This is a genomic window from Luteococcus sp. H91, from assembly GCF_038433135.1.
GTDB lineage: Bacteria > Actinomycetota > Actinomycetes > Propionibacteriales > Propionibacteriaceae > Luteococcus.
Genome location: NZ_JBCDMV010000007.1, coordinates 65,650 through 85,411 on the forward strand (window position 1 = coordinate 65,650; position 19,762 = coordinate 85,411).

23 protein-coding genes are annotated in these 19,762 nt (G+C 68.4%); 12 read left to right on the top strand and 11 right to left on the bottom strand.

What is annotated here, in order from left to right:
- Window positions 1-20 precede the first annotated feature (20 nt).
- On the top strand, window positions 21-908 hold the full coding sequence (locus AAEX57_RS05010) for a CPBP family intramembrane glutamic endopeptidase (RefSeq protein ID WP_342090844.1): 888 nt from the start codon (window positions 21-23) through the stop codon (window positions 906-908).
- The gene (locus tag AAEX57_RS05015) at window positions 905-1,543 is read left to right on the top strand and encodes a TetR/AcrR family transcriptional regulator (RefSeq protein ID WP_342090843.1); all 639 of its coding nucleotides are present in this window, start codon (window positions 905-907) and stop codon (window positions 1,541-1,543) included. The genes AAEX57_RS05010 and AAEX57_RS05015 overlap by 4 nt, the downstream gene beginning before the upstream one ends.
- Here AAEX57_RS05015 and AAEX57_RS05020 read toward each other — a convergent pair.
- Window positions 1,515-3,560 (bottom strand): thioredoxin domain-containing protein, encoded by a 2,046-nt coding sequence (locus AAEX57_RS05020; protein WP_342090842.1) that lies wholly within the window; start codon window positions 3,558-3,560, stop codon window positions 1,515-1,517. The genes AAEX57_RS05015 and AAEX57_RS05020 overlap by 29 nt on opposite strands.
- A gap of 36 nt (window positions 3,561-3,596) precedes the next feature.
- On the opposite strand from AAEX57_RS05020, the gene AAEX57_RS05025 reads away from it, so the two are divergent.
- Window positions 3,597-3,791, top strand: coding sequence for a hypothetical protein (locus AAEX57_RS05025; protein ID WP_342090841.1), 195 nt, complete (start codon window positions 3,597-3,599; stop codon window positions 3,789-3,791).
- 27 nt (window positions 3,792-3,818) lie between these two features.
- Here AAEX57_RS05025 and mca read toward each other — a convergent pair whose 3' ends face one another.
- Entirely contained in the window at window positions 3,819-4,766 is a 948-nt protein-coding gene (gene mca / locus AAEX57_RS05030; RefSeq protein WP_342090840.1) for a mycothiol conjugate amidase Mca, read from the bottom strand.
- 91 nt (window positions 4,767-4,857) lie between these two features.
- Between mca and AAEX57_RS05035 the strand changes: the two genes are divergently transcribed.
- Together AAEX57_RS05035 and greA are read left to right on the top strand one after the other, a co-directional pair.
- A complete protein-coding gene (locus tag AAEX57_RS05035; protein ID WP_342090839.1) occupies window positions 4,858-5,265 on the top strand; it encodes a DUF4307 domain-containing protein in 408 nt (135 codons plus the stop codon).
- A gap of 63 nt (window positions 5,266-5,328) precedes the next feature.
- Window positions 5,329-5,835, top strand: coding sequence for a transcription elongation factor GreA (greA, locus tag AAEX57_RS05040; RefSeq protein ID WP_342090838.1), 507 nt, complete (start codon window positions 5,329-5,331; stop codon window positions 5,833-5,835).
- An 81-nt stretch (window positions 5,836-5,916) separates the two neighbouring features.
- Here greA and AAEX57_RS05045 read toward each other — a convergent pair whose 3' ends face one another.
- From AAEX57_RS05045 to AAEX57_RS05055, 3 genes are all read right to left on the bottom strand, one after another.
- Window positions 5,917-6,375, bottom strand: a complete 459-nt coding sequence (locus tag AAEX57_RS05045; protein ID WP_342090837.1) for a DUF2089 domain-containing protein — start codon at window positions 6,373-6,375, stop codon at window positions 5,917-5,919.
- Window positions 6,372-7,406, bottom strand: coding sequence for a hypothetical protein (locus AAEX57_RS05050; RefSeq protein ID WP_342090836.1), 1,035 nt, complete (start codon window positions 7,404-7,406; stop codon window positions 6,372-6,374). Before AAEX57_RS05050 ends, AAEX57_RS05045 begins: the two co-directional genes overlap by 4 nt.
- A 62-nt stretch (window positions 7,407-7,468) precedes the next feature.
- A complete protein-coding gene (locus tag AAEX57_RS05055) occupies window positions 7,469-8,698 on the bottom strand; it encodes an AI-2E family transporter (protein WP_342090835.1) in 1,230 nt (409 codons plus the stop codon).
- Between the two features lie 61 nt (window positions 8,699-8,759).
- Here AAEX57_RS05055 and AAEX57_RS05060 point away from each other — a divergent pair, with 61 nt between their 5' ends.
- Genes AAEX57_RS05060 through AAEX57_RS05070 form a run of 3 tightly spaced genes read left to right on the top strand, consistent with a single transcriptional unit; the run spans window position 8,760 to window position 11,476 of the window.
- Window positions 8,760-9,962, top strand: a complete 1,203-nt coding sequence (locus tag AAEX57_RS05060) for an MFS transporter (protein WP_342090834.1) — start codon at window positions 8,760-8,762, stop codon at window positions 9,960-9,962.
- A complete protein-coding gene (locus AAEX57_RS05065) occupies window positions 9,959-10,639 on the top strand; it encodes a uracil-DNA glycosylase (RefSeq protein WP_342090833.1) in 681 nt (226 codons plus the stop codon). Before AAEX57_RS05060 ends, AAEX57_RS05065 begins: the two co-directional genes overlap by 4 nt.
- Window positions 10,640-10,669: 30 nt before the next feature.
- On the top strand, window positions 10,670-11,476 hold the full coding sequence (locus tag AAEX57_RS05070) for a polysaccharide deacetylase family protein (RefSeq protein WP_342090832.1): 807 nt from the start codon (window positions 10,670-10,672) through the stop codon (window positions 11,474-11,476).
- Here AAEX57_RS05070 and AAEX57_RS05075 read toward each other — a convergent pair.
- Complete coding sequence (locus AAEX57_RS05075) at window positions 11,461-11,931, bottom strand: FABP family protein (protein WP_342090831.1); 471 nt, start codon at window positions 11,929-11,931, stop codon at window positions 11,461-11,463. The two genes, AAEX57_RS05070 and AAEX57_RS05075, sit on opposite strands and share 16 nt — an antisense overlap.
- A gap of 53 nt (window positions 11,932-11,984) precedes the next feature.
- Here AAEX57_RS05075 and msrA point away from each other — a divergent pair, with 53 nt between their 5' ends.
- Both msrA and AAEX57_RS05085 read left to right on the top strand, forming a co-directional pair.
- Window positions 11,985-12,539 (top strand): peptide-methionine (S)-S-oxide reductase MsrA, encoded by a 555-nt coding sequence (gene msrA, locus AAEX57_RS05080; RefSeq protein ID WP_342090830.1) that lies wholly within the window; start codon window positions 11,985-11,987, stop codon window positions 12,537-12,539.
- Window positions 12,540-12,603: 64 nt separating this feature from the next.
- Entirely contained in the window at window positions 12,604-12,843 is a 240-nt protein-coding gene (locus AAEX57_RS05085) for a FitA-like ribbon-helix-helix domain-containing protein (RefSeq protein ID WP_342090829.1), read from the top strand.
- Window positions 12,844-13,024: 181 nt separating this feature from the next.
- Here AAEX57_RS05085 and AAEX57_RS05090 read toward each other — a convergent pair whose 3' ends face one another.
- Window positions 13,025-13,597, bottom strand: coding sequence for a hypothetical protein (locus AAEX57_RS05090; RefSeq protein WP_342090828.1), 573 nt, complete (start codon window positions 13,595-13,597; stop codon window positions 13,025-13,027).
- A gap of 124 nt (window positions 13,598-13,721) precedes the next feature.
- The gene (locus AAEX57_RS05095; protein ID WP_342090827.1) at window positions 13,722-15,062 is read right to left on the bottom strand and encodes an MATE family efflux transporter; all 1,341 of its coding nucleotides are present in this window, start codon (window positions 15,060-15,062) and stop codon (window positions 13,722-13,724) included.
- 241 nt (window positions 15,063-15,303) lie between these two features.
- Between AAEX57_RS05095 and AAEX57_RS05100 the strand changes: the two genes are divergently transcribed.
- On the top strand, window positions 15,304-15,582 hold the full coding sequence (locus tag AAEX57_RS05100; RefSeq protein WP_342090826.1) for a helix-turn-helix domain-containing protein: 279 nt from the start codon (window positions 15,304-15,306) through the stop codon (window positions 15,580-15,582).
- 3 nt (window positions 15,583-15,585) lie between these two features.
- Entirely contained in the window at window positions 15,586-16,956 is a 1,371-nt protein-coding gene (locus AAEX57_RS05105; RefSeq protein ID WP_342090825.1) for a HipA domain-containing protein, read from the top strand.
- Window positions 16,957-16,974: 18 nt separating this feature from the next.
- On the opposite strand, the gene AAEX57_RS05110 is transcribed toward AAEX57_RS05105, so the two are convergent.
- From AAEX57_RS05110 to mobA, 3 genes are all read right to left on the bottom strand, one after another.
- Window positions 16,975-18,177, bottom strand: a complete 1,203-nt coding sequence (locus AAEX57_RS05110; protein ID WP_342090824.1) for a dicarboxylate/amino acid:cation symporter — start codon at window positions 18,175-18,177, stop codon at window positions 16,975-16,977.
- 41 nt (window positions 18,178-18,218) lie between these two features.
- Window positions 18,219-19,010, bottom strand: coding sequence for a hypothetical protein (locus AAEX57_RS05115; protein ID WP_342090823.1), 792 nt, complete (start codon window positions 19,008-19,010; stop codon window positions 18,219-18,221).
- A 99-nt stretch (window positions 19,011-19,109) separates the two neighbouring features.
- Complete coding sequence (gene mobA / locus AAEX57_RS05120; RefSeq protein ID WP_342090822.1) at window positions 19,110-19,694, bottom strand: molybdenum cofactor guanylyltransferase; 585 nt, start codon at window positions 19,692-19,694, stop codon at window positions 19,110-19,112.
- Window positions 19,695-19,762: the final 68 nt, after the last annotated feature.

Below are 19,762 nucleotides of genomic sequence, written 5' to 3' on the forward strand. Positions count from 1 at the left end.
CGTAGAATTACGGTCGGGTCATGATCCTCACCACCGACCATCCCGCCCGCCAACCCCGCACCACGCCGATCGATGCCGACGCCATCCGGCACTATCGCCAGCCCGGGCTCTTCTTCGCCCTGTCCACCGCGATCCCATGGGCCATGTGGTTGGCCGCCGGCCGACTCTCCCATCTGGACGCTCCCTCGCACGCCGCGCGGCTGCTCACCTCCCTGCTGGGCTTCGGTGGTCTGTTCGCGCCCCTGGTGGTTGCCGCGGTGCTGACCGTCCGCAACCCGCAGCTGCTGCGCGACACCAGGCACCGCCTGACCAACTGGCGCCAGGTCAACCCCGGCCTGGCGGTACTGTCCGTGGTGCTGCTGCCCGCGGCCCTGCTGGCCGGAACCGCCATCTCACTGCTCTTCGGCTACTCCCCCGAGCAGTTCCAGCTGCGCAACGGCTTCTCCTTCACCTCCGGAGTGGCCCCCGCCTGGCTGGTGCTCGGGCTGGCACCGATCGTCGAGGAGCTGGCCTGGCACAGCTACGGCACCGATGCCCTGGCCTCCCGCTGGACCATCTGGCACAGCTCGATGGTCTTCGCCGCCATCTGGGCACTGTGGCATCTGCCGCTGGCCGGGATCAGGGGCTACTACCAGGCCGAGGTGGTCGAGGTCGGGCTGCTCGCGTCGGTCAACTTCCTGGTCTCGATGTTCCCCTTCATGGTGTTGATGAACTGGCTCTACTATCGCTGCGGCCGCAACATCTGGATCCCCGTCCTGGTCCACCTGAGCGCCAACTACGGCAATGAGATCTTCCTGACCCATCCGGACACCAAGGCCCTGCAGACGTTGCTGCTGATCGCGCTGTGCGGCTGGGTGCTCTGGCATGATCGGGAACTCTTCTTCACCCGTCCAAAGGATCGACGATGACACCCCGCCCCGCCAGCACCAGCCAGCAGCAGATTGTCGACGCCGCCCTGGCCCTGCTCGACGAACAAGGCCACGAGACCTTCAGCATGCGCAAGCTGGGCTCCCGGCTGGCTGTGGATCCGATGACCATCTACCACCACGTGCCGGACAAGGGGGCGCTGTTCGATCTGGTGGTGGATCGGATCTGGACCGGCCTGCAGCCCCCGACCACGGGCGACTGGACGACGCAGGTGGCCGGGCTGGCCCGCGAGCTGCGCCGCAGCCTGATGCAGCACCCCCGGCTGGTGGTGCTGGTGGCCACCCGACCGGCAGTCACCCCGAGCCTGCTGTCCTTGGTGGACCAGACGGTGACCCGGCTGGTCGCCGCGGGTCTGGGTGCCGCCGAGGCCATGCGGCTGCTGGACTGCGTGGTCGCCTTCACCGTCGGCAAGGTACAGGGCGAGCTGCGCCAGCCCACAGGAGGCAGCCAGACCACCCCGGAGGAATCGCTGCAGTCACTGCTGGCCAGCCTGCCCGGGCTGGCCAGCGCCATCGACGAGGGTTACCAGTGGCAGCCCGACGAGGAGTTCGAGCTGGGGCTGACCGCGCTGCTGGCCGGCTGGCCGGTCAGCAGCGGCTCCACAGCGGGGTCTTGAGCTCGGCGTAGTCGCTGGTCGGGTCGAAGCAGACCTCGCCCCGGCAGACATAGCCGGTGGCCTGCCCGTCGCGGGCGATGCGCTCGTCGAACAGGTGCCCGAAGCCGGTGGTGTCCGCCCGGCCGACCACGATCGCGGAGCCGGCCGGCGCCATCCGCCAGGCGGCCACCGCCAGCTTGTCGATCCCCGCACTGTCACTGTCGTCGGGCAGCACGATCACGGCCTGGGCGGGCTTCAGGCCGCGCCGGGCCTCGTCCAGCACCAGTGCGTCGGCGAGGCTCCAGCCAGCGAAGCGCGGCTGGCTTGCCACCAGCGACCACGTGGTCCGGGCGGCTCGATCGGCCCGCTCCACCAGCTCGGGACGGCAGGCCAACAGGCCGACCAGTCGCAGGGCCGCCACCAGGGAGCTGGTGCCCGACGGGGTGGCATTGTCGCTGAGCTCGCGGGGCCGGTCGAAGAGTTCATCACTGGCCTGGGCGTCGAAGAAGCCGCCGTCCTCGGCGCTGAACAGTCGATCGGCTCGCTCCAGCAGCCAGGCCGCCCGCTCCAGCCAAACCGCGTCGCCGGTGGCGCCGGCCAGCCGGGCCAGACCCAGCGCCAGACAACCATGATCCTCGGCCACGGCCGGTGTGCTTCCGGCCACGCCGTCGCGGGAGGTCCGCACGAAGCGATCCGCGTCCTGGTCGACATGGATCTGCCAGACGGCCTGCGCGGCCTCGCGGGCCAGCTCCAGCCAGTGCGGCTCGGCGAAGGTCATGGCGGCATTGACCAGCGAGTCGATAACCAGGCCATTCCAGGCGGCCACCACCTTGTCGTCGCGGCTGGGCGCAAAACGGTTGTCCCGCTCGGCCTTCAGCGTGGCCAGCACCTCCGTCAGTCGGCCCTGGTCGGGCGAGCCATGCAGCTGCAGGGTGGACAGGCCGTGCTCGAAGGTGCCGGCCTCGTGCACATGGAAGACCTGCCGCGCCCATCCGCCGTCGGCCTCCCCCAGCGCGTCGGTCAGCAGATCGGGATTCCAGACGTAGTAGATGCCCTCGGCCACCATGCCGCGGATGTCGACGCTGTCGGCGTCCAGGCTGGCGGCGAAGGCACCCTGCTCGGTGCGCATCTCCCGCTCCAGCCACTCGACGGTGGCGTCGACGACGTTCTGGTAGATCTCCCGCTTGTAACCGTCGTGCTCCGCGGTGCGCCGCCAGCAGCGCAGGTAGCTGCCGATCAGCAGGGCATTGTCGTAGAGCATCTTCTCGAAGTGCGGCACCACCCAGCCGACGTCGGTGGCATAGCGATGGAAGCCGCCGCCCACCCGGTCGAAGAGACCGCCGCGGGCCATCATCTCGCAGGTCAGCTGGGCCATGTCCAGGCTGGTCGGATCGCCCTTGACCAGCAGGGCATCCAGCACCATCGCCGGCGGGAACTTGGGCGCCGTGCCGAAGCCGCCGTGGATCATGTCGTAGTCCTTGCCCAACAGCTCCAAGGTCTCCCGGGCGCCGGGCACCTCGTCGGTGGGCTGCACCGGGTTGAGGTCGCGCAACTGCTCGGTGATGCTCGACGCGGACCCGAGCACCTCATCTCGACGCTCCGTCCACGCCCCGGCCAGCGCCTGGCAGACCTGCAGGAAGCTCGGCTGGCCACCCACCGGCTCGGGCGGGAAGTAGGTGCCGGCAAAGAAGGGCTCCCCGCCGGGGGTGAGGAAGACGGTCATCGGCCAGCCGCCCTGGCCGGTCAGCGCCTGCGTTGCGCTCATCAGCACGGCGTCGACGTCGGGATTCTCCTCCCGGTCCACCTTCACGTTCACGAAGTGCTCGTTCATGAAGGTGGCGACGTCGCGGTCGTCGAAGCTCTCGTGCGCCATCACATGGCACCAGTGGCAGGCGGCATAACCGGTACTCACCAGCAGGGGCAGGTTCCGCTCACGGGCGGCCTCGAAGGCCTCGGCACCCCACGGGTACCAGTCGACATCCTGGTGGGCGTGCTGCTGCAGATAGGGGCTGGTGGACTCGGCAAGACGGTTCGGCACGCGCACAGCCTAGCCGGGCCGGACTATCCTCGAACCATGAACCAGCTGACCCCCATGCTGAGCAGTGGGATGCTCACCCTGTTGACCTTCAGCGCCATCGCCGCCTTCATCATCCTGGGCTCGATCAGCCTGCGTCGGCACACCAAGCGGATCGACCCGGACATCCCGTGGGAATCCGAGATGACCGAGCAGGGCCGCGCCGCCCAGGCCTTCGAACGCTCCAACCTCTGACCTGCACCCCCATCGGGCGGCGGCCCGTCAGATGGCCCACCCCTCGCTCGGGTCGTCCGCGATGGGCTGGCGCAGCCCGGCAAAGAGGTCTTCCTCCGGCAACGAGGTGCGCACGGTGCTGAAGACCAGCTCGAAGTCCTCCGTTGGCCACACCCGCTGCTGGAGCTCGGTCGGGACCGCGAACCATGGGCCGTCCGGGTCGATCTGGGTGGCGTGCGCCCGTAGCGCATCATCGCGCACCCCGAAGTACTCGCCGCAGGGCACCCGGGTGGTGATCCGCTTCTCGTACTCGAAGTCCTGCCACTTGGACAAGCGGTCGACGTAGGGCGATTCCAGCCCGTGTTCGTGCATCGCGGCGTCGAGGGCGGCCAGCCGGAGCCGGTGGAAACCCATCTGGTAGTAGAGCTTGCTCACCTGCCAGCTGGGTCCCAGATTGGGGTGCAGGTTGGGATCGCCGGCCTGCTGCACGGCGGCCATGGTGATGTTGTGGCACATGATGTGGTCCGGATGCGGGTAGCCACCCTTCTCGTCATAGGTGGTGACCACCTGCGGCCGGAATTCCCGGATCAGGCGGACCAGTGGCCTGGCCGCCTCGTCCGGATCCACCAACCCGAAGCAGCCCTCCGGCAGCGGCGGCTGCGGATCGCCCTCCGGGAAGCCGGAGTCGATGAAACCCAGCCAGCGCTGCTCGACCCCGAGGATCTCCCGGGCCCGATCCATCTCCAGGTGCCGGATGGCGGCAATGTCCTTCCACACCTCGGGACGATCCATCTTCGGGTTCAGCACGCTGCCCCGTTCACCGCCGGTGCAGGTGGCCACCATCACCTCGACACCCTCGGCCACGTACTTGGCGGTGGTGGCCGCCCCCTTGCTGGACTCGTCGTCGGGGTGGGCGTGTACGTGAAGCAGCCGCAGGGGTGCATGGGGCAGCGAGACCTGGGGCAGCAGCACGTCGGGCTGGAAGTCATCGGACATGCCGCCAATTGTGCCCAACCGATTGAGGGTGCAACGTCGGGCGGCGGATCGTGGACTGTCGATGCGGCCGGGACTTGGCACAATGGAGCCCGTGACCACCCTGACCGACGCCGACCGCGCCCGCATTGCCGCCCGATACCCGGTGCCGCCGGCCCGGCACAAGATCTACCTGGTGCTGGTGACCCTCCTGGGGCTGTTGCTGGCGGGCTGGCTCGGCTGGGCGGGCGGGCGGGGTGCCACCCCCGACGTCGTCGCCGACGTGCACAGTTTCCACGACGGCGGGGAACACCAGATCACCGCCGACCTGCGGGTGCAGCGCAAGGACCCGTCGAAGGCCGCGGTGTGCACCCTGGAGGCCACCGCCGAGAACTTCGTCCGGGTGGGTGAGCTGGAAGCCACCATCCCACCGGGAACGGAGAAGATCACCCGGATCAGCATTCCGGTACGCACCGTGAACCGGGCCGTCAGCGTCACCGTCGGTGACTGCCGCAACGCCTGAGCCGAGTCCTGAAGAAGCCCCACATTCCTTGGGGTCCGCACCGCGCGATGATAAGTTGTCGGGATGGCTGAAAACGCAATTGACACCATCTGGCTGACCCAGGAGGCTTTCGACAAGCTCTCCGAGGAACTGACGTACCTCAAGGGTGACGGCCGCACCGAGGTGTCCACCAAGATCGCCCAGGCCCGCGACGAGGGCGACCTGTCCGAGAACGGCGGCTACCACGCGGCCCGCGAGGAACAGGGCCAGATGGAGGCCCGGATCGTGCAGCTGGAGGACATGCTGCGCCGCGCCCAGGTGGGTGAGGCCCCCAAGACCGGCGAGGCGGCCCCCGGCAGCCAGGTGACCGTCTGCTATTTCGGCGACGAGGACGACACCGACACCTTCCTGCTGGGTTCCCGCGAGGTGATGGGGCTGGACGACTCCGTCGACATCCAGGTCTTCAGCCCGCAGTCGCCGCTCGGCGAGGCCGTCGTCGGCAAGAAGGTGGGCGAGTCCACCAGCTACGAGGCACCCAATGGCAAGACCATCGAGATCACCGTGACGAAGGTGGAGACCTTCCAGGGCTGATCCTCACCGACCAAGGCCTGCACGGCGCCCCGCACCTGATGGTGCGGGGCGCCGTGCATCCATGGCTGGTCGGCTCCGGGCTCAGAGACCAGCGATCAGCCGGGTCGCCTCCGCGGGGTCCAGCTGGCCGGCCGCCACTCGGGCCAGCACTTCCTCGCGCGACGGTGGCCTGGCGTCTCCGGCGTCGGGCTCCGCCCGGTCTACCGGCTCTGCCTGGCCGGGCTCATCCTCCACGACGGGCTCTTCGGCCCCGACCTCCTCGATCCCCAGCTCGGCCAGCAGTGCGCTGATCCGGCTGCGCGCGGTCGGGTAGCTGACCTGCTGATGCTTGGCCACCTCGCGCAGGTTGCCGCGGCTGGCCAGGAAAACGGTCAGCAGCTCCAATTGCGGTGCCCCGAGCCGGCAGAAGCGGCAGCGTTCGAACTCGCCACCCAGTTCGCTGCCGCACTGCGGGCAGCCGAGCCGGGTGGTGACCAGCTCGCCGTCGCAGACCGGGCAGTCGGCCGGTGCCCGGTAGGGGCCGTGGGTGTGGGTGCTCATCGCTCGCCCTCCTGGTGCTCGTCGTCGGTGGTGGCATCGTCGATGCCGTCCTGTTTCACGGTGGCCGATCCCATCACGACGGCCAGATCCAGTCGGCCGGTGCCGTCGCCGGCCAGGTATTCGTCCAACGCCGCTCCCCCACCAGGCCAGACGATCCGCCCCAGCTGGGCGTCGGCGTGCACCGCGACGTCGGCGGCCTCGGCGAGCTGCACGACCAGATTCCCGGATTCGACGCGAACCCGGGAGCGCCCCTTGTCGAACCGGCCCTTCGCGGTGACGCTGCCGGCCTGTACCAGCGCGTCGGCCACCTGGCGGACGTCGCCCAGCTGGGCCCCGCCCGCGGTGACCCGCACCCGACCCAGCCACGGCACATTGATGGTGGCCAGGCTGCCGGCCGTGACCTCCACGTCCACCGGGATGTTCGGGTTGATCCGCAGCAGCAGTTCCTTGCCCAGGCCGATGCTGCGCAGGTCTTCCAGGTTGAGGTTCTTCAGACCGCCCAACCCCTGGTTGAGCAGGCTGCCGGTCAGCGGACTGCGCAGCACACTGAAGCCGCCCTTGCCGGCGGCCAGATCACCGTCGGAGGTGACCTCCAGCACCGCGCCGCTGCGGCGCAGGACGTGCGGGCCGTCGGCGGCCAGGGTGGCGATGGTGGCGTCGCCGATGATCCGCACCCGGCGCCCGGTGGCGCGCACCGTGATCCGTTGCACGCCGTGGCTGCCGTCGGGCTGTTCTGGTGTCACCGGGTCGGGTGATGGCTGGTGTTTGGGGGCGGGTTGGTGCAGCGTCTCCTCGACGGTATGGGCGGCCCCCATCGCGGCGCTCTGGGCAAAGCCGGTGGCGGCGCCGAAGAGGTCGCGGGCGATCGCCCCCCAGGTCGGCTCGGCGGCCGTGGGCCCGGTCTCGGTCTCGGGCCGTGGGGAGGTGCCCCCCGCCGCGGCCTTGACAGCGTCGATCCTGCGGCCCGCCTCGTCGGCATCGATTCGCCCGGCCGCCAGATCCTGCAGAATCCGATTCAACTCTTCTTCCATGGCACAAATGTAAAACCACCCCTTCCATTCCAGAAGGGGTGGTTCACAGATTGCGGGGCGAATCAGGGTTGGGTGGCACCGTCCGCCATCTCCTCGTCCTCACCGGGGTTTTCCAGCTCGGCTGGCGGCGGTTCCACCTCCGGGTGCCCGTGAGAGGCCCAGGCCTTGGCGAAGGCATTGCCGAAGGCAAGGATCGGGACGGCGAACAGGGCGCCAACCACCCCGGCGACGATGGTGCCGACGGCAAGTCCGTAGAGCACGGCCAACGGATGGATCGAGACGGCCTTGCCCAGCAGGAAGGGCTGCAGTACATGGGCCTCCAGCTCCATCACCGCAACGAAGATCCCCAGCATGATCAGCGCCTTCACCCAGCCCAGGGTGAGCAGTACCACGCTGGTGGAGACCAGGCCGGCGACGAAGGCCCCCAGCAGGGGGACGAAGGCCGTCAGGAAGGTCAGGGCTCCGATCGCCAGGAAGAGGTCGGAGCCCACCAGGGCAGCGCCGACACCCGCGCCCAAGCCGTCGACGAAGGCCACGATCACCGCGGCCCGGACGTAGGAGACCAACGAGACCCAGCCCCGCTGGCAGGCGTCGGCGATCCGGGCGCGCGAACCGCGCGGCGCCAGGGCGAAGCCTGCCCGGGCGAAGGTGCGTCCCTCGAAGAGGAAGTAGAACAGGGCGAACAGCGCCAGCGCCATACCGGCGAAGAAGTGGCCCACCTGGGCACCGGCCGCTGCGGCGTAGCCGGTGAACAGCGACTGCTGGCTCTTGGCCCACTCGATGCCCTTCTCCGTCCAGGTGTCGATCTGACCCTCATGCAGCTGCAGCGGCCCGCTGGCCAGCCAGTTCATGAACTGCTCGTAGCTCTTCACGGAGGCATCGGCCAGGCTGGAGCTCTGCGACGCGATCTGTGCGCCAACGAGGGAGAAGATCGCCAGCACCACCGCCACCAGCGCCAGCAGGCTCAGCCCTGCGGACAGGCCCCGCCCCAGCCCCTTGTCGTGCAGCCAGACCTTCAGCGGCCACAGGGCCGCGGTGAAGAGCAGCGCCACGAAGATCGGGATCATCACCTCGGAGAGTCCCTGCAGCAGGAACCAGATGCCGTACAGCCCGGCCGCGATCACCAGCAGGCGCCAGAACCAACCGGCGGCGAGCTGGATGCCGTGCGGCACTTCGCCGGGCACGGCAGCCTCGGCGGCGAGCATCCGACGGGTGATCGGGGTGCCCGGCTGGTCCTCGGGCGACGGCGGGTGGGGCTCGTGGTGCTTGCGGTGGGGCAGGCTGAATGCCATCGGGCACGGCCTTTCGATTGTCAATGGGCAGGGCTGTCGCCTGCAAGGCTAACCTGTGCGCGTGCCCAGACCCTTCAAACTCACCCCCAGCGGGCTGCCACGAGACGTCACAGTGTTGGCGGTGATCGCCTTCTGCGTGGCCGTTGGCTTCGGCGTGATGGTCCCGGTGCTGCCGGTCTTCGCCCGCAGCTTCGAGGTGACCAACCTGATGGTGGGCATGGTGATCAGCTCCTTCGCCGCCATGCGGTTGCTGACCAGCCCGGCCTGCGCGCCGCTGATCACCCGCTTCGGGGAGCGCACGGTGCTGGGGGTGGGGATGTTCATCGTCGCCGCCTCCTCGGGCGCCGCGGGTCTGGCGACGAGTTTCTGGGCGCTGCTGGCCATGCGGGCGCTGGGCGGCATCGGCTCGGCCATGTTCACCGTCGCCGCCATGACGCTGCTGCTGCGCACGGTGGAGCCGCAGCTGCGCGGCCGGGCCAGCGCGCTCTATTCGGGTGGCTTCCTGATCGGCGGCATGGCGGGGCCCGCGGTGGGCGGCATCTTTGCCGCGATCTCGCTGACCGCGCCGTTCTTCTTCTATGCCGCGACGCTGGGCATCGCCGGTGTGATCGGGCTGCTGCTGTTGAGCAAGCCGGAGCGTGAGCTGGACCACGCCGAGAAGCCGGTGATGGCGCTGGGCGAGGCGGTGCGCGATGTGCGCTACCGGGCGGCCTGCGTCACCAATTTCGCCCAGGGCTGGCAGTCCTTCGGGGTGCGCAGCTCGCTGGTTCCGGTGCTGGTGGTGGAGGGTCTGCACCGCACCCCGTCGTGGACCGGGATCGCCTTCGCGATCGCGGCCGTGGCGCAGACCCTGGCGCTGGGGCCGGCCGGGCGCGCCGTGGACACCATCGGCCGACGCCCGCTGATGATCCTGGCGGGGCTGTTCACCGGCGTCGCGGCACTGGCGATGCCCTGGTCAAGTTCCATCTGGGTGCTGACCGGCATCCTCTGCATCTACGGGATCGGCTCGGCGGCGCACTCCACCGCCCCCACCGCCGTGGTGGGCGACGTCACCGCCGGCCGGGGCGGCACCCCGATCGCGGTCTTCAGCATGATGAGCGACCTGGGCGCCATCATCGGGCCACTGGCCGCCGGCGCGTTGGCCGACGCCTTCGGCCTGGGCCTGGCCTTCGGGATCGGCGGGGCGCTGCTGCTGCTCGGCGCCGCCTTCTCCTGGCTGATGCCCCGCGGCCCCGTCCACCACATCCCCGAGGAGACCGCATGACCGCCAAACCGCTGAGCCAGATCGTCGCGCCGGACTGGGCCGCTGCCCTGGCACCCGTCGAGCCCCAGGTGCACCAGATGGGTGAGTTCCTGCGATCCGAGATCGCGGCCGGTCGCAACTACCTGCCGGCCGGTGATCGGGTGTTGCGCGCCTTCAGCCGTCCGCTGGCCGACGTGCGGGTGCTGATCGTCGGGCAGGATCCCTACCCGACGCCGGGCCATCCCGTGGGGCTGAGTTTCAGCGTCGAGCGCGACGTGCGTCCGATTCCGCGCAGCCTGCAGAACATCTACACCGAGCTGCGCGACGACCTGGGCATCGAGCCGGCCGGGCACGGCGACCTGTCGGCCTGGTTCGAGCAGGGTGTGCTGTTGCTGAACCGGGTGCTGACGGTGCGGCCGGGTGCCGCGGGATCACACCGCGGCAAGGGTTGGGAACAGGTCACCCAGTGCGCCATCGAGGCCCTGGTGGCCCGCGGCGGCCCGCTGGTGGCCATCCTGTGGGGTCGCGACGCCCAGTCGCTGACCCCGATGCTGGGCGACATCCCGATCATCGCCAGCCCACACCCTTCGCCGCTGTCGGCTCGCGCGGGCTTCTTCGGCTCCCGACCCTTCAGCCGGGCCAACCAGTTGCTCACTGAGCAGGGCGCCGAGGCCATCGACTGGCGGCTGGCTCCCTGACAACCCCCTTGCCGGGCGTAGGCTGGGCGGGTGCCCCACCTCCCCCAGCGCCATCCCCTTCTCCTGATCGCCTGCCTTGCGTCAGCCGCCCTGAGCGCCTGCGGTGGCCCTGCCGAACAGAGCGCCCCGCCGGCGCACCAGTCGACCAGCACCGCCGCCACGCCGGCAGCTTCCCCCACGCCGACCGCGACGCCCCGCGCCAGCCGACCGTCGACTACCGAGAAGGTGGACTGCAAGAAGCTGAAGTGCATCGCGCTCACCTACGACGATGGACCCAGCCCGCTCACCCCGAAGCTGTTGAAGGCCTTCACCGACCGCAAGGCCACCGCCACCCTGTTCATGCTGGGAAATGCCGCCGAGACCTACCCCAAGACCGTCAAGCAAGCCCATGAGCAGGGTTTTGAGATTGCCAATCACACCTATGACCACCAGGCGATCAGCGGCCTGAGCGACGCCAAGGTGGCCTGGGAGGTCAGCAAGACCAATACCGCCCTGACCAGGATCACCGGGGTGCAGCCGACACTGATGCGCCCGCCCTATGCGGCGCGCACCAGCCGGACGGACACGGTGGTGGGCACGCATGGCCTGGCCGTCGTGGTCTGGCACAACTCGCCGGAGGACTGGGTGGCCGGGCACAACACCGCGTCGGTGATCACCAAGCTGACCGTGCAGCGCGCCAGCCGCAATGCGATCCTGCTGATGCACGACATCCATCCGTGGACCGTGGACGCCGCGGCCCCCACCATCGACGCACTGCAGAAACAGGGCTACACCTTGGTGACCGTCAGCCAGTTGCTCGGCAGGACGACCCCCGGCAAGGTCTATCCCGCGGCCTGACGTTCCAGCCGCGAGCTGAGGTGCGGGGTGAGTTCCAGCCCCATCGCGGCCATCGCAAAGCTGGTCACCAGCACATCGCCCTCCAGCCGCAGTTCGCGCTGACTCGCGGTCACCGGCTTGGCCGACGGAGTGCTGTCCACCCGGCAGTCGATGGTCAGCGCGAAGGGCGCGTCCTGCAGGGTGCCAGAACCGATCTCGGTCTGGCCAGTGGGCAGCGCCATGGTGAGCTCCACGACGCCCGGCCCGGGGGCGCGCAGGTAGCCCATCTCCACGTGCAGCGGCTTGCCGTCGGGGCTCCAGGTGCGCTGGTGGTAGACGAGGAAGGGCTTGCCGACCTCGGCAAAGGTGATCTCCTCCAGGTAGTCGAAGTCCTTGATGGTGGGGTACGTGCCGTGCCCCTGCCCCTTCCAGGTGCCGATCAGCGGGGCGAGTGCATCCAACGGTGAGAAGGTCATGCCCCGAGCCTAGTTTCGCGATCGCAGGTTGGGACCGAGCTAGCCTGTGGCTTATGCCTCTCTTCCACCGCATCTTTGGTGACCCGCTCGAGCGTGACTTCCCCGGCTCCCAGACGGCCTATCTGGCGATGGGCTGCTTCTGGGGCGCCGAGAAGCTCTTCTGGCAGCTCGACGGGGTGCTCTCCACCGCCGCCGGCTACATGGGCGGCAGCGTCGACAATCCCAGCTATGAGCAGACCTGCACCGGCACCACAGGTCATGCCGAGACGGTGCGGGTGGTCTTCGACCCCGCCGTCGTCTCCTACGAGGCCCTGCTGACGGTCTTCTTCGAGAACCATGACCCGACGCAGGGTGACCGGCAGGGCAACGACGTCGGCAGCCAGTACCGCTCCGCGATCTTCACCACCAGCGACGAGCAGAGCGCAGTGGTCGAACGGATGCGCGACGACTTCCAGGGCAAGCTCACGACGGCCGGGTACGGCCCGATCACCACCACCATCGAGCCCGCGCCGCAGTGGTGGTGGGCCGAGGACTACCACCAGCAGTACCTGGACCGGGTGCCCAACGGCTACTGCCCGGTGCACGCGACGGGTGTCACCTGCGGCTGAGAATGCGGCACCGTCCGACGTCTCCACTCGATACGATCAGATCGGTTCTCCCCCAGGAGGCGTCATGGCCGCAATCACCGTCCGCAACCTGCCCGACGAGACGCACCGCGCCCTCAAGGCCCGGGCCCGCCGTCACGACCGCAGCACCGAGGCCGAGATCCGCGCGATCCTGACTGAAGCGGTGCAGTTGGATTCCCCGACGCGCGTGGGGAGCGTGTTGGCGGCCATCGGCGCCGAAGCTGGCGGAGACCCTCTGAAGATTCCACGAGACCGCACTCCGTACACCCCCCGGGTCTTCTCGTGATCATCCTGGACACCAACGTCCTGTCGGAACCCCTCCAGGCTCGCCCGGACCAACGGGTTCTCGACTGGCTCGACCGGCAGAGCGTGGGAACCCTGTTCACCACCAGACGACATGGAACGGCCTCCTTGCTGCCTTGTCCGCCCAGGCGTCGGCGGAGCTGAGGCCCCCTTCGACCGTGGGTTCACCGGATGTCATGCCCGCCACTCCACAGCTGGCGCCCTGGACGCAGCCGAGCACGTCGTGCCCAGATCGCCATCCACAGGGCAAGCAGTCCCCCGAGGATCATCTCCACCGTGAAAGCGCCGGACCGCGGTTGGTAGCCGATCTTCCATGCCCAGGCCCACCGCTCGCTGAACGCAAGCACGAGGATCAGCAGCGGCACGGCAAGGTTCGGCCTGCAGCGCCACCAACCACCGATGGCGCCCATCACCGGGCCACTCAATGCGCCGAGGGCGAAGTACTTCACCCCGAACTGCCGCACGTAAAACATCATTCCGACCGGATCCCAGGCGTAACTGCTACCCGCGACTGGCAGGTAGTAGGCGGCCAGGCCGGCCCAGGTCATGGCGAGTCCCCAGACGGCCCCCTTGGCTGGGCTCCGCAGCCGCCAGCCGAACCACAAGGGGATCAACAACCAGGTCAACGAAACATTGGAAGCCCAGAAGGCTTCGGTGAAGTCCGTGGTGAGCAGCCAGCCGAAGCCGGCAGCGACGGCCAAAGTGACCACAATGTCGATGATGAACAGTCGAGGCATGGGGCACAGCCTGTCAGCGAGACGAGGTGACGCCATCCCACCGCAGGCCGAATGTCCTCCAACCCCGGTCCTTGGGGGCGAGCGCCAAACACCACGGCATTCGTCAGCACGGCCAGGACGACGCCTAGACCCCCACCCGCGCCATTAGCAGCCGGCGGTGTGCCCGCCACGCAAGGAGCAGCGGGAACAGCGCCAGCACCCAGGCGGCCGGCGCGGCCAGGATCACGCCCAGGAAGCCGATGTGCTGCACCAACAGCAGGCCGACGACGCCGCGGGCGACCAGCTCCAGCACGCCCGCCGCAGTCGGGGCGACGGTGGACCCCAACCCCTGGATGCTGTGCCGCAGCACGAACAGCACCGACAAGATGGCGTACAGCGCCGAGTTCACCACCAGGTAATGATGCGCCATCCCCACCACCTCGGGCTGGCCGGGGCCGACGAAGAGCTCCACCAGGTGGGTGCCGAACAGGAAGATCAGCAGGCCCAGCAGCAGCGACATGCCGATGGACAACTGCAGGGCACTGCGCACCCCGTCGAGGATCCGGCGCCACTGCCCCGCGCCGGCATTCTGGGCGACGAAGGTGGCCATCGCCACCCCGACGCTGGCCAGGGGGATCACGGCCATCTGGTCCACCCGCATCGACGTGGTGAAGGCCGCGACGGCGGTGGCGCCGAGCTGGTTGATGCCGAACTGCAGCATCGCCGCGCCGATCGCGATGATCGACATCTGGAAGCCCAGGGTGAAGCCCAGCCGTGCCGATTCGCGCAGCTGGGGCAGGTCCAGGGCGAAGTCGGATCGCTTGAGGTGCAGCTCGGGCATCCGTCGCCAGACCAGCAGCAGGCAGAGCAGCGCGGACACCAGCTGAGCCAGCACCGTCGCCAGCGCCGCGCCCCCGACGCCCATCCCGAGGCCGCCGATGAAGGTGACCACCAGCACCACGTTCAGCACGCTCGCCAGGATCAGGAAGAGCAGCGGCGTGGTGCTGTCGCCCAGGGCGCGAATCACCGACGAGAGGTAGTTGAAGGCGGTGGTGGCAACCGCACCGGCGGAGAAGACCCGCAGGAAGGTGGTCGACATGGGCAACAGTTCCGCCGGCGTCCCGAGCAGTCGCAGCAGGTGGGGCGCACCCACCGTCCCCACCAGGGTGATCACCACCGCAACCGCCGCGCTGATCAGGGCCCCCATCGCGACGGCTCGGCGCATCCGGTGCAGTTCACCGGCGCCGAAGAATCGCGAGACGGGGATGGCCAGACCCGCGGAGCAGCCCATCGCAAAACCGACCAGCAGGAATTGCAGGCTGCCGGAGGCGCCCACCGCGGCCAGCGCCTGCACCCCGATCATCCGTCCGACGACGATGGTGTCGACCACGGCATAGGCCTGCTGGAAGAGGTTGCCCACCAGCAGCGGCAGGGTGAACAGCACGATGAGATTCAGGGGCGAGCCGGTGGTGAGGTTCTTGGCCATCTGGGATCTTCCGGGCAGAGGTGCGGGGCTGTCGCGGGCGACGGGCCGACCGTTCCACCAGCGCAGAAGATTCTATTCCCTCCTGACCGAACGGAAAGCACCCGCCGGTCGGTCAGGGCTGGGCCTCGGGCCGCTCCAGCACGGAGAAGCCGACGGGGGAAACGCGCGTTGCGGGCCATGCCGGGGGCCGTGTCACCATACCTGCGCATCTGCTAAAGTAACGGTACGATCACATCAACAGATGGAACGGATCGGTGACATGTCGATCGGCAGCTACCTCGAACTCGGACGGGAAATCCACCGCCAGCGGCTGGATCGCGGCCTCACCCAGGAAGAGCTTGCCCACGTGGCCGGGGTTTCCCGCCGCTGGCTGGGTCTGCTGGAGTCTGGACACCCCGGAGCCCAGCTGGACAAGGTCTTCGCCCTGCTGCTCGCGCTTGAGCTGAAGGTCGATCTGATCGACGCTCCCCCCCGGGACAATGCGGCGCTGCTGGCCATCGTCGACAACCAGGAGTGGTGAGCCATGGTCCGGGATCTCGCCGTCTTCCTGCATGGCCGTCGCGTCGGGACCATCAGCCAGGGCAATGGCCTGACCTTCCATTACAGCACCGACTATCTGGCGTCGGACTCCCCCACCCCGTTGAGTCTGTCCATGCCACTGGGCGACAAACCGCTTCGCAATCGCATCACCCGGGCCTGGATCGCCGGCCTGCTGCCCGCGGACCGCACTGTCCGGCTGCGGATCGCCGAGCGCGGTGGGGTCAATCCCCGTAATCCGGTTGACCTCTTGTCCGTGGTCGGCCTGGACTGCCCCGGGGCGGTGCAGACCTGTTGGGCGGACCGCACCGGTGAGGTTGACGAGCGCAACGCCGCGCTCCGGACGGTCGACGAGGAGTGGATCGGCCAGCGGATCGCTCGCTTCTCCCGCGACGAGGCCTCCTGGCAGATTGCCGACGAGCGATGGAGCATCGGCGGCGGTCAGTCGAAGTTCACCCTGACCCGCACGGCCACGGGCTGGGCTGATCCCGTCGGGTCGGCGCCCTCCACCCACATCATCAAGCCGGGCGTGTCGGGAGTACGACACCAGGCCCTCAACGAGCACCTGTGCCTGGGCATCCTGCACCGGGCCGGCATTCGAACGGCTTCCTCCCAATACCTCGACTTCGACGGAAAATGGGCCATCGTGGAACGCCGCTTCGACCGACTGGGGCTGGGCGAGCAGACCACCCGGTTGCACTCCGAGGATCTGTGCCAGGCCTTGGGAAACCTCTACCCCTATGAACGCGACGGCGGCCCGCACGCCAAGGACATCTGCACCCTGCTGCTCTCCGCGGCCGGGGTGCAGTCACGTGACAGATTCGTCGATGCCCTGATCGGCAGCTACTTGATCGGCTCTCCGGACGGGCATGCCCGCAACTACTCGGTACTGCTGTCGGGCAGCGATGTGGCGCTGGCGCCGCTCTACGATGTCGCGAGCTCGCTGCCCTATGACGTCTCCGACGAGGGCATCATGCACCAGCGCACGGTGGCGATGTCGATTGGGAGGCAACGACAGTTCGGGATGATCCGGGAAACCGAGTGGCGCAGGTTCTTCGAGTCCGTCTCCCTGGACCCAGACCGGGGACTCGGCCGGGTACGCCAGCTGGCACAGGCTCTTCCGGAGGCGGCCGTGGCGGTCTTTGCCGAGGCGCAGGACCTGCCTGGCACACCGCAGCTGGCCGCCCGGATGCTGCCGTCCATTCAGAGGCTCTGCCAGGGCGTCACCGAAACGCCGGGGCGACGGCCCCAACCCGTGCCGCTCTCCGGTCGGAGCAGCAGCGGGGGGCGGGTCTGGATACCGCCGCATGATCGCGGCGGCCGCCCGGTCAGGGGCCATTGGCGCAAGCTGACCTGACCGGGAAGCCGGTCCGGCTCAGACGGGCTGAACCGCCGCCTTCTGCTTGCGGGCACCATTGCCCGACAGGGTGTCGACGACGTGTGCGATGGCGGCGTCACCGGTCACATTCGTCGCGGTGCCGAAGGAGTCGATCGCAATGTAGGTGGCGATCATCAGGCCCACCTGCGCCTCGTTGAAGCCCAGCTGGCTGGTCAACAGCGCGGTGGCGGTCATGATCGCGCCGCCGGGCACGCCCGGGGCGGCCACCATCATGATGCCCAGCAACATCACGAAACCGATGATCACGGTGGTCTTGATCGGCATCCCGTAGAGGATCATCACGGCCAGGCTGAAGCAGGTGATCTTGATGGTGGAACCGGCCAGGTGGATCGTCGCGCACAGCGGGATCACGAAGGAGGCGACGGGTTCCGAGACGCCGGACTGGATCGTCTGGCGCAACGTCACCGGGATGGTGGCGGCCGACGATGAGGTGCCCAACGCCGTGGCATAGGCGGGCAACAGGGTCTTGAGCATCTTGAGCGGATTGCGCCCGGCGATCGCGCCGGCCACCGAGTACTGAATCAGCAGCAGGATCACGGTCAGGGCAAAGACCATCAGGATCACACCCAAGAAGGTGGTGATCACCCGGTAGACCTCACCGGCGGCGGTCATGTTCAGGAAGATGCCGAAGATGTAGATCGGCAGCAGCGGGATGATGGTCTTGACGATCACCAGCTCGATGATCTGGCGGAATTCCACCAGCCCGCGGTGGATCACGTCGCCCTTGATCACGGTGAGGGCGACGCCCACCAGGAAGGCGAGGATCAGGGCCGTCATCACCTGCAACGCCGGGGGCATCTCCACCTTGAAGAAGGGCGCCAGCAGGGAGTCCTCCGGATTGGTCACGTTGACCACGGTCTTGCCCTTGAGCAGCCTGGGCAGCACAGCCATCGAGACGGCATAGCCCATGAAACCAGCAAAGAGCGTTGACCCGTAGGCGATCGCGGTGGTGATCGCCAACCATTTGCCGGCGCCGGCGCCGAGCTCGCTGATGGCCGGTGCGATCAGCCCCAGGATGATCAGCGGGATCACGAAGCCCAGATAGTTGCCGAACAGCCCGTTGAAGGTGACAAAAACCCGTACGAGGAAGGTGGGGAAGAACAGTCCACAGACGATGCCGAGGACGATGGCGATCAGAATCTTGGGAAGCAGCCCAAGGCGCTTGCGTGGTGCATCCATGAAGGGCAGCGTAGGGCCAGCGGTGTCAGGGCGAAAGGGAATCACAGGGGCGGGTTGAGAGTCTGCGACTCCGCAGCTCGTCGCCGACGCTCCACCATGCCCAGTCCAATCCCCAGCCGAGCCAGCAATTCCTGCCTCTCCCGCTCGGCCAGCTCCGCCTTGAGAGCGTCCTGTTTGGCGCGACGCCGAACCTCCGCGACGGCGATGACCAACGCGATCAGGATCGGCCGGCCATGGTCCAGGGTCCACCAGACCCACTCGGGCACCTCGAATTCCGGGATCAGGTGCCAAGGAATCCAGGCCAGATCGATGTGGGGCCAGGCAATCTCTGGCAGGTCGATACTGGGCCAGGGGATCTTCGGCCACTCAATGCTGGGCAGATCGACGTCGGGGATCAAGCCGAGCAGGAAACGGATCACCGGCTCCAGCAACACCTTGACCATCGCCCCGAGCCCGAGCAGCCCGATCAACACCCCGAGCACGGCAACCAACACGTCCAACCCGGCATAGAGCCGCGGATGTGCTCGTTCCCGTTGGAGCCGACGGTGGGCCTTGGACCCTTCCTCTGGATCCAGATCCACTTCCCGCTCACCCACATACAGGGTGGCTCGCCGGATGCGCCCGGTGCGGGTCAACCGCACCTCCACCCGGCCATGCTCGTCCGCGTCCTTGGGTGCCAGCGTGACCTCCGTGGCGAAGGTGGCATCCCGATGGGCTTGCTCCTCGCCGTCCACCCACAAGCTCAGCCGCGGACGCGGCCCCCGGCTGGACTGCAGCACATAGCGATGCCCGCGCAGCACGATCAGGTGCCGCTGCACCCCGGATTCGGTCACCCGACGCCCTCCAATCTTGGTTGACGGGGCGTTCCCGTCAGCTGACCACTCTGTCAGGGCACGAGGTTCAGCGGGGTCGACCACAGGTGGACAATCCACCTACGACTGCAGGGTGACTCCGGCCCGACTCGCGGCCTGCGGGTCGTCAACGTCGGCCACCAGCTCCTCCTCCAGCGGCACCAGCTTGGCGTGCAATCCGCTCAGCAGGCGTCGCACACCCTGATCGCGGGCCTCGGATTCCGCGGGGATCGCGGCGCGCAGCGCGGCCAGCCGGTAGCGAGCGGAGAGGTACTGCGGCCAACACTGCGAGTCCACGGGCACCAGGGCCTCGCAACCGGCCCAGTCATGGCCATCCAGTGCGGCCACCAGGCCACCGGCACGCGGCAGGTCGCAACAGAGCACCTGAACCGTCTCCGCCCGATTCTCCTCCAGGGCTGCGAGCCCAGCAGCCAGACCCACGCTGGGGCCACCGCCGGGGGGCTCCTCCCTGGTCAGGATGCAGCCGGGCACGTCGGTCAGCAGCGACGCCAGCTCCGGTGGCCCCACCACCACGATCGGGCTGAAGTTGGCGCAGGCGTCCACCGCATGGCGCAGCAGGGTCTTGCCGTCCAGCAGCAGGGTGGCCTTGGGCACGCCCATCCGTCGGGACTGCCCGCCGGCCAGCACGATCGCGGCGCCTGTCATGACACGACACTATCGCTGCGGGTCAACCGGCACGCCGCCGAAAGACGCCTCCACAAGGCATTTTCGTG